Raw genomic sequence first — 11,362 nt, 5'->3', positions numbered from 1 at the left:
TAATAATATGAAATATATAATTAATATAGCTTTTGTCATTTTTTTTAGTATTTGTTCTTATTCTCAGGATAAAACTGATGTTATTGAACATGTGGTAAATAAATTTAATACAGATTATCAGTATGAATTCTATACTACTTATAATTTATACAAGACTTATACGAGTTCAACAGTCATTGAAAGCGAAAAAGGGATTTTAAGCCGTAGGGCTAAATCACAATATTATTTTAAATATGGTAATCTGGAATTTTTTTGCGACGAAAAAATTTCGGCTCAAATTGATCATATTAATAAGTCTATTATTGTAGATAATAATATGACTAAAATTCCGGATCAGTTTAACGTAAAAGATATTATCAAAGGGTTTAAAGTAACAGAGACTCAAAAGTTACCTAGTGGATGGAAAGTATTATTATATGCAGATGGAACGGCAAGTAAGTATGATTATATAAAAATAGATTTGTTTGTTAATAGTGATTATACACTTCGGCGACAAGTTTTGTATTATGCAAATGTTGTAGATTTTTCAGAGGATTTTACTAAAAAAAAATTAAGTAGGCCTCGTTTAGAGGTAACATATTTAAAAACTTCAGGTAAGAGTAAACTAAAGACAATTGATTTTAATAAATATTTTGTAATTAAAGAGAAGAAAGTTTACGCAAAACCTGAGTTTAGGGAGTACAAAATAACTGACAATAGAAATTAAACCAACCACTGACTAATAATTATGAATATCAAAAAGCTCATCCTAATTTATAGCTTATTAGTTTGCACAACTGTTTTTGGGCAAATTCAAGAAGTAACATCTCCTTATCTTAGTTCAGGGTCTAATACGGATTCTAACAGAGCTGTTATTTCTAACTCCTTAGCTATAACAGATAATGCATATAGTATTGCAGGCGATACCCATAGAATGGTTTCTTTAAACCCTGCTATACTATTATATCTTGATATAAATCCTGCGCTGGAAACGGATACAAGTAAATTACAATATTATAATTGTAAAGTGGAAGGTACTGTTAAAAGCTTTACATTAACTGGTACAGACACTATTGAAAATTTTAGTTTAAGTATAACGCATGATTTAATTAAAACACGTGAGCAAATTGTAGACCAGGCAGTTTTCAAAATACCGGGTGTACATAAAGCAATATTTAATATAACATCAATTACATTTACTCAGGACGATGGAACTCCAGTTGCTGTAAACAGCTCCCCGGTATATTTAAGGTCAAGGTTTGAGGTACAACGTTTTTATAACCTGGCTCAAAATAACATTGCTCCGCTTAAAGAGTTTCTTATAACATATAACGGAACTACAGAAAATCCTCCTGTACCTGCCAATGGGATTATTGCAGGAGAAAATGAAATTAAAATACAATGGAATAATAATGTTAACTATCCTGCTGAATACTATGAGCTTGAGTGGGCATGGGTCGATAATTTTGGCCCGGATAATAATACATTGGCGTCTTCTGATATTTCACTTTCTGAGGACGAATTCAAGCACAATAGTACCAGGGTTCAAACTAAAGATAATTTTTATTATATACCCCTGATTTTTTCTAAAGGTTATTTTATCTACAGGGTAAGAGCGGTTGGAAGATTTTTAAATGAAATTTCTAAACCTTATTTTGGGCCATGGAGTAGTGGGCAAAATGATAAAGTTTATGTAAGTGACTGGCCAAATGTTTTGCAAATTACGCAAAATTATGAAGGTAACAAAAACTGGCAGTACCAAGCCAGTTTTGCTGAAGACGGGAAAAAGAAAGAGGTAGTAAGTTACTTTGACGGTTCATTAAGAAACAGGCAAACTGTGACAAGAATGAACACTAATAAGCAAACTATTGTAGGTGAAACAATTTATGATACACAAGGTAGGCCTGCAATAGAGGTTTTACCTGTCCCCCTACAACAATCTGCTATAAAATTTTATGACGCACTTAATCTTAACTCCACAGGAAAGCCATATAGTCATTTAGATTTCGATTGGGATCTAGGAAACTCTGTGTGTAATATAGCTATGCCTTCCTTTATGGCAGATACAAGCGGAGCATCTAAATATTATTCAAGTAACAATACACAAAATCCATCTTCTCTTTTTCAGAATTACGTCCCTGTTGCCAACAAATACCCATTTTCTCAAATTGAGTATACCCCGGATAATACTGGTCGGATAAGTCGTAAAGGAGGAGTAGGGGAACTATATCAGCTAGGACACTCATACGGGCTTGAGATGAGATATTCTTACTCTGAGCCTCAACAGATAGAATTAAACCGTCTATTTGGTAGCAACGTAGGACCCAAAAACAGGTACAAAAAGAATACTGTTAAAGACCCTAACGGCCAGTTAAGTGTGAGCTATATAGATCCTAAAGGCCATACTATAGCAACTGCTTTAACGGGAGGCACTTCGGACAATTTAACGTTACTAAAAGACGCACCCAATACCGCTCCTTTAATAACTAAAGTTATTGACCAAAAATCGCCTGTTGAAAATCAATTGGCTACCGGAGCCTTTAATGTTTATAAAGATGCAGTAGTAACAAGTTCTGAGATAGCTTTTGTAACACCTGCTGCTGCTGGCAGTAATGTGCCTTCCGGAATTACGTTTAACTATATTATTAATAGCCAGCCTTATACAGATCCATGTTTAAGTATTTCATATCCGTTTGTCTATAATTGGTATGTAAGCCTTAGAGATATTTGTGGTCGGGATGTATTAACTGGAAACAAATCAGGTACATATGGTGTTTTTGATACAACTGGTACAACGAGCCCTGCAGGTGAGGTTAATAATGCAATGGCTGCCGACGCAGTAACTACAGGCACATATTCACTTTACAAGGAAATCGCTGTAGATCCGCAATCTGTAGAAAATTATGCTAATGATTTTATTTCAAAGATTAAGCAGCAAACAAATCCATGTTATGTAAGTAAAGATATATTTGGTCCTAATGAACCACTTACAGGTTGTGATGTTAGTTGTAAAGTATGCGAAGAGGATTTTGTTAAGCAGTATTTAGATCAGCAACAGGCAACGGCATTTTCTGCATTGATAAATTCTGCTGTAAATCCAGAAGATTTAGGTAACCCTAACGAACGCGAAGCATTAATTGCTGTTGCCAGGAATAACTATATAACCACGAAACTAAAGGCTACATATAATAACGATACATTTTTGTATAATGGCTCACAAGCGCTGTACACAGATGCGGGTGATGGTACTGATTATAGCGAAGTTAACAACTACGTTAATAAGTATAAAACAGAGTTTACAACAGCAATTGTAGACTGTAGGGATTTATGCCTAACAGGCGTTACGTTAAGTAATGCTGCGGTGTATCAAAATATGTTAATATCTGATTTAAGTATTGGTGGGCAATATGGAGATATAACAGGGCTAGGCGATGAAAGTAATTTAACCAATGAAGAGATAGAAAGTAATCAAACTGACGCTTTAAGTATTTACAATGATGAGAATTTGATTTATTACGGTGGATACACTACCCAATCTTTAGGTGAAAGCCCCATATCTGCGATTTCATGGAGACATCCTGTAACCCCATATTTAGATTCTGATGGTAATGAATCGAAAATCTTAATAACGAAGAGAGCTGATGACACCTATTCTCCTGAACCTAAGGATGAAACCGATCTTATTCCTTCGGCAAGTCCAGATCAGTTTTATGTTAAGCCGGAAAAGTTGAAATATGTATATGATTTTCTAAGGGCATACGAGCCTTCATGGGTAAATTCATTACTACCGTATCACCCGGAATATCCATACTATCAATATCATTCTAAAGTTTCAGAAATGCGTTATAACAATATCACGTCTGATGATTTTGATAACACATTACGCAATATAGATACTTTTGCAGATGCATACGCTGGTACGCAGGGTACAGCATATACACTTAACAGCCTAATATGTAATTCAACGGGTAACTGCAATCTTACTGGTTGCACTGTGTCTACAAATGTTTCTCAATTTACTTCTCCAGACCCTTTTTATAATATTAATTATACAGGCGTAGAAGATTCAGCATTATTTAATATTAAAAAACAACTTTTACAATATACAAATCTTTCTTACGAAGGTGCAAGAATAAACAGTACCTGTCTTTCTATGTTTAAAGTTGCCGCATTTACAATATTATATGGTAACCTGCCCAATACATCTCAGGTAGACTTTAATAGTTTAACACCACAGCAAATTAATGCTAATACCTCTATATCTACCGCAACAAAAGACAGGATTTGGCTTTCGTTCAGGGAGAGCTATCTTAATTTTAAAGAAAAAATAAAGTTTGTATATGCATCCATTTATGCAGCAAATAATCGCAGGTATAACGAATGTATTGGAGGGGCTGCAGGCGATGCGGATAACTTTATCACAATGTTTACTCATTATACCCAAAATAATATTTACAGCTCGCTACTTAACAAGATTAATGCTGCATTAGCGTACAATGATACACAAGGAGCGAATGGAGCCCTTTCCATTTGTAGTAGCAGTACCTCGTATTTGTATGCTGATAAAACTAAAAAATATATTTCCCCTAACACCGGTTACAACTCTGGCGCCGTAACTACTGACGGAAGTACCGGAGGAAGTAATGGATCTGAAAATCTAGCCTCAGACGCTGCAGCTCAACTTTACCTTTCTTCTGGTAAATGTCCTCAGGCAATTGTAATGCAGGACTTTTTAAATAGTCTTGTTTCAGGGAATTATGCCTTAAGTTCATTGTTGAATAGGGTAAGTATTACTGATTTACCGTTTTTAAATACCGCTTTTTATACGCAATTAGGAGGAAATGTTACCCTTACAAATCCTGAAATGAGTGGCTCTATAACTTCGTCAGGACAAGTGCTGAGATTAGCTATTGGCAGTACTGGGTATATAGATCTTTCAATTTTACCTGGAGGATCGGGCTGTACCTCTGTAACCTGGAACGATTATGCTCTTAATAGCTTTGTAATTACACAGTTTAAAGACATTTATTATGTGCCGGGTTCATACAATAGCCAAACGGGTACTTTTACTTTTAATATCGTGGCAAAAATAACAAGGGCATCATGTACATCTTCAGCACCTCTCGAAATATTGATTCAGGGTATTAGTAAAATACCCGTTGGAGAATGTGCCTTTGGAAATGCTGCGGTACCGGGTGCTACTGTTTTAAGTAGCGAGTCTATTTCAGGCAACGGTGCTTCGGGTTGCGACAAAAGAGCTAAGTTTGAAAAGGCGCTGTTAAAAATGTTTAATGTTTTAAAAACCAGAGGTGAGTTTAATTCCGACAATTTCATTAATCTTTACAATTCCGAAATATCGTTAACAAATCTATTATATGTAGATACTTATGGTTATAATTTAAGTATACTGCCTGAACTTTTAGATGATGATAGCAAACAGGCGCACTGGTATGTTGATTCAGATATGTACCATATAGATTCTCCTGGTTTTAGTCTGACATTTAATTTAAATGGCGGACTTATTGATACTGGAGATGTAGTGCGTTTTACAAATGTTAGTGTGCAGGGTTCTGTAATTACCATTACCTACATAAATACCAGTGGGCTTGTAGTAAGCGTGCAAGGCAGTTTTACATATACTGATGGGTTTAGCTTTGAGTGTATATGTACACAGGAACTAATCGGATTAACAGCTTTTGAAATAGGTTTTACTAAATTTATAAATGAAACATGGTTAAATAAAGATAATATTATTAATTCACATTATCAACCAAGTAGTTTTTCTTTAATTCAGCCTTATTTCAACTTACACGGTACACCCATTATATCGTTGACTTTTCAAAATGACGAACATTTTCCTAACGAAGAACTTTTATCTATTGGTTTAAGTAGTGGTTGTGGTATAAAGGTAACTATGCCGAGGAACCACCCAGATTACAGATTTTTTTCTAATTTTCGAATTGACCGTGATAGTGGTGTGTTTTTTTTAGATGCTTATTATGATGCCTACTATAATGGTTCACAATATATTCCGGCCGGAACGCATAGAATATCTTTTTCATCTAATTGTTATAATTATGGTACAGCATGTGCCCAGGAAACTTATGAACCGCTTAATAATTTGCTTTTAGAAGTATCAAATAACTATAGGGCTGGTATTTATAGTTTTGAAAGCCAAAATATGGCTGCTTTTTCTGCATATCTTCCAAACACTTCATCTGGAGTGCATAATGTAACTGTAAATGAATATAATTATCAAGGTGTTAATTATACCGTTATGTCATTTACACCTGATGGTGCCAACTGTCCGATTACCGCGAGGTTTCAATCAATGACGGTATCTGATATACCGTATTGGTTAAATGATCCTTCTTATAGTCTTGATGATACTACAAAGACGTATTACTGTGGTAATACCCTTTTGACTCATGATATTAATATGGTAGATAATCGACATTGGGAGATTTATGTTCCATGTTTGCGTTTACCTAATTGTGTTGAATCGCCTGTAACTCCTTGTTATAGTTGTATTCCTGTTGTTCCTTCCCCGGTTACCTGTACAGATGCTTACACAAGGTACTTAAACATTTGTAACCAAATAGGGTATAACATATCTTCAACCTTTACAGCACAAGAATACTGCGATGCTCAATTACAGTATGTAACAGACGATTATATTAATTACATAACTACATTAAGTATACAAAATCCACAAAATCCGTTATTCCTTACGCTTCAACAGTTTGCTTCAAATGATTTAGGGTATGGCAACCCATCTACCGCAAGTGCTATAGCTGCCTTTAGAGAATACTTAACGGTAGATCCACAAATGGGATGGCTTGATTATGTGAAGCATGTTTATATGTATAAAAATGGCGTATGCACATCAAAAGCTATTTTACCGGTTACAGACACGCTAATTACTATAGAGATTGCAGAACCATGTAGCAGTTTTGTTGATGCAGTAAATGAAACTTATAGGCAAGAGTTATCTAACGAATATTATGAGCAGCAAAAGCAATTATTTAAACAGCGTTTTTTAGCTAAAGCTATTGAAAACCTTACAGAAACCTTACAATATTCAGCACCAGATCGTGAATACCAATATACGCTCTACTACTATGATCAGGCAGGTAACCTTTTACAAACCGTGCCGCCACAGGGCGTGGAGCGTACAGATGGTACACAGGAGCCTCAGCATACATTTAAAACACAGTATAAGTATAACTCGTTAAACCAGCTGGTGTGGCAAAAAACTCCTGATGGCGGTACAACAAAGTTTGCCTATGATGATAAGGGTAGGATAATAGCCTCACAGAATGAGAAACAGCAGGTAAGCTTTGATGGTGTGCCACAGTTTGTTCCGTCTTCTAATTATGTAATGGAAAACAACAGGCTGAAAAAAGTAGCGCCGGGCAATGGCTATATTGATGCACATACCGGGTATGTATTACCTGGAGATGGTTTTATTGAATTCTCTTTGCCTACACCTAATAATGTGCCTGGAGTAAATATCTCCCCTATTACTTATACCCGTGGCGTACGTATAGGTTTAAGTTTTACAAATAGTACTAGTATAATTGATACAGGTTATTCTGTTGAAATAGATCAGTTCGGTAACGCTTTTTTTAGGGCACCTAATAATCCTAATCCTTTCAGGAATTTGGGAGCAACAAAAGTATCTGACATTTTTAGGATTGAAAGAAAGAACGGGGTAATAAATTATTATTATAACTATACTCTTCTTGATTCTAAGAGTGCAGGTACAGCGCCAATGCTGATAGATGCCGCTTTATATTATAATAGTGCGACCCCAGTTTCTTCGGTATATGGCCTTCGTTTAGTAAATTATAATACCGCTAATGTTTTTAGCTATACTAAATATGACGCCTTAGGCCGTATATTTGAAGCCGGAGAAATTACCGCAGGTAATAAAGGAGGACTGCCTTATAAAATAAATGATGAAGGGAAACTTATTTTAGGTACCGACGATAACGAACAAAATGGATTTGATGAATCAGCAATAAGTTTTACTAAGCGCGAGGTTACACGTACCATATATGATGTGCCTTACCAAGACTCTGCCTCGTTGTTTAGCCGTTATTCGTGGAATTCAAGAAAAAGAGTTACATCTATATTGTCCTACAATACTATTGCCACCACAGATTTTGAATCTGTTGCATACGATAATGCAATTTTTTATGATTATGACATTCATGGCAACGTAAGAGAACTGGTATCTTATATTAATGACGCGAAGCTTGCCGATGAACACAAACATAAAAATCTTGTTTATGAATATGATCTTATAAGCGGTAATGTTAATAAAGTAACCTACCAGCCAGGTAAGAAAGATCAGTTTATACACAGATACCAATATGATGCCGATAACCGTATTACAAATGTACAAACCAGTAAGGATAATATAATTTGGGAAAACGATGCAAAGTATCGTTATTATGAACATGGTCCATTAGCCCGGGTAGAACTTGGTGATAAAAAAGTACAGGGGCTGGATTATATATATACGCTACAAGGCTGGCTTAAGGCTGTAAATTCTGAAGCTATCGGAAATATTTACGATGCTGGTAAAGATGGTGGTGATGATGTATTTGCCAAAGATGCTTTTGCGTTTACACTTAATTATAATAATAACGACTATACTTCAAGATTTCATTCGTCAAATACTCCTGTAGATAAGATGTTAGCGTATTTCTCTAAAGGTAAAAGTGCCTCTGGAGGTAATAATCTTTATAACGGGAATATTAAAGAAATGGTTACATCATTATTGGGTATTGATGAAAATGTATTACCTACCCGGTTTAGTTATTATAGATATGATCAGCTAAACAGGTTAGCTCAATCATATTCTAAAAAGATATTATATTACCCTAATCAGATATCTGCACAGCCTTTACCTACAGGCTATAACTCTTTTGAAGAGTCGCTTACGTACGATCGAAATGGTAATATTATATCACTTAACCGTAAAGAAAGTCCTACTTTACAGTTTGATTTGCTAAATTATCATTATAAGAAAAATTCTAACCAGTTACTATGGATAAGGGATACTGCGCCTACCCTTGCAGATGCTACTACAGCAAACAGGAATGACTTACCTTATTTAGGACAAAATCCTTATAATTATGAGTACGATAATATAGGTCAGTTAGTAAAAGATTACAGCGAAGGTATTGATATAGAATGGCGCGTTGATGGAAAAGTTAAAAGAATTAATAAAACTGATGGCAGCCATATAGATTTTCAGTATGACGGACTTGGTAACAGGCTGGTTAAGTCTTACACTAACGCTACAGGCGTTGTAACTAATACCTATTACTTAAGGGATGCCCAGGGTAACCCTATGAGTACTTATGTACTTACGGTAGACAGTCAAGGTACAGACTACAGGCTAAAAGAGCAGGATATATATGGTAGCAGCAGGTTAGGGGTGGAAGAAGCAGACCTTAGTCTACTTAGTACACAAGCACCTTCTGCAAGGAGGGTAACAAATGCTTCAACTGCACGTACCACCACGAGCGTTCCTACAATTACTAAGGCAGGTCTTGCCTTTACAGGTAACAATAATACAGCATGGATTGATGATCAATATACGCTCAACTTTGGTGGTGATGGATTCCCGATAACCAAAAAAGCGATTATCTCTACGACGTTTAAAATAGCCGAAACTTTTCCTGCAAATGCTAAACAAAGTGTATTTAGTTTACAGGGTGGCGGTAAAAACCCTAATGATGACAAAGTGTGGAACCGTTCACATATAAAACTTTATATAAAGAAAGTTAACAATGCGTTTAGACCGGTTCTTGAGATTGAGTCTTCAAGAATGGTTTGGAGAAGTGGCCATGAAGGGGGCAGCCTTAATAGGAAGTGGATGAACTACATTGACTTTAAAACTACAAAAACTGTTTTTGAGTTGAGGGAAAATATAAGTAGTATTCCTACCGCAGAATGGGATTTAACGTTAGATTTAGGTTATTTGGGTAACAGTTTTATACCTAAATTAACAATTAATGATAATATATTTACAACTGCAGATTTTAAGAAAACCACTTCTACTATTGTTGATGTAAAGCAAAGTAAGCTCAAGGCAGAAGTTATTGCCCCTAATATTTTTAATACTTTAGGTAAGTATGTAAATTCTTATATGAATTTTATACCTAACACTACTGAGCAAGGTGCACCGCTTCAAATGTGTGAATTTAACTATAAGTATACTGTACAAGGTAATACCGAGCCTTATAATAATGATTTTACCTTTGATTATACCGGCACTAATGCACCAAGTAGAAATAGCACAATCTACTCTACTCAACAGCGACCTATGATTAAAGCAGGGGTAGATGCTACAGCTGGCTATTGTGGCGACGCAGATTTAGACAGTGACGGCGATGGTTTAACAAATAACATAGATAACTGTCCGTTTACATTTAACCCGTTACAGGAAGACCAAGACCATGATAATGTAGGGGATGTATGCGACAACTGTATTCATAATCCTAACCCAAGACAAACCGATGATGACAATGACGGGGTAGGAGACATTTATTTTGAGTTGGATCCGGTAACCAATCGACAAATAATGTACGGGTGCGATAACTGTAACAAAGTACCTAACAACGACCAAACCAACAGCGATAGTGATACCTATGGAGATGTATGTGATAATTGTCCGCGAATTGCGAATGAAGATCAAACCATAGTACCTTGTGCCGGAGACGACCAGGGTAGTGGTACAATTGCGCTTAAAGAGGCTGGATATTTATCAGGGCGTAAGGTAGGAGACAAGCGCTACGAGCTTTCTAATCACTTAGGTAACGTATTAAGCGTAGTTACAGACCGTAAGATGGTAGGAGGTAATGCCATTTTAGCAAGTACGCCTACTTACCTAGATAATTTTAATGTTCCTAACACAACCACACCGGCAGGATGGTTAAATGCAACAGGCATAACCGCAAGTATTGTGGGGAATAGGCTTCAAGTAGTTACTACCGGTACAGCTCAGGTTAAAAAGAATTTTACATTAAAGGCAAATACCAAGTACTATGTGTCCCTTGATGTAGAATTAGGCACCAGTAATCAGGCTTTTACCGCTATGCAGACCAATTACTCACCTACGGTGTATTTAACAAACCCGAATACGATGCAATACTTTGCACAAAATGGTGCAAGGCAGATATCGTATGTAATACAAACCCCTGCAAACCCAATAAATGCTAATGACCCTAATATAAATGTTGGATTTTTATTATCTTACGGCGGCACCGCACCGGCAAACGAGGTTACGTTCTACATAGATAATTTAACCATTACAGAGTTTATAGATAGCCCTACACAAGGGTATAAACCAGATGTGGTAGCGTAC

General features: G+C 35.9%; 2 protein-coding genes. Both read left to right on the top strand.

Annotated elements, in window-relative coordinates; translation table 11 throughout:
* The first annotated feature begins 7 nt into the window (after positions 1-7).
* On the top strand, positions 8-706 hold the full coding sequence (locus ACLI08_RS13295) for a hypothetical protein (RefSeq protein ID WP_411428989.1): 699 nt from the start codon (positions 8-10) through the stop codon (positions 704-706).
* A 207-nt stretch (positions 707-913) separates the two neighbouring features.
* Positions 914-11,362, top strand: a 10,449-nt coding sequence (locus ACLI08_RS13290) for a DUF6443 domain-containing protein (RefSeq protein ID WP_411428988.1), incomplete at its 3' end; no start/stop codon positions are given.

The organism is Flavobacterium sp. RNTU_13 (assembly GCF_046614455.1).
GTDB lineage: Bacteria > Bacteroidota > Bacteroidia > Flavobacteriales > Flavobacteriaceae > Flavobacterium.
The sequence above is the reverse complement of the archived record's forward strand: the minus strand, read 5'-3'. Positions and strand labels throughout refer to the sequence as shown.

What these genes read in the sequence shown, in the direction of transcription:
- ACLI08_RS13295 (WP_411428989.1), top strand. Translation starts at nt 8, where the DNA reads ATGAAATATATAATTAATATAGCTTTTGTCATTTTTTTTAGTATTTGT.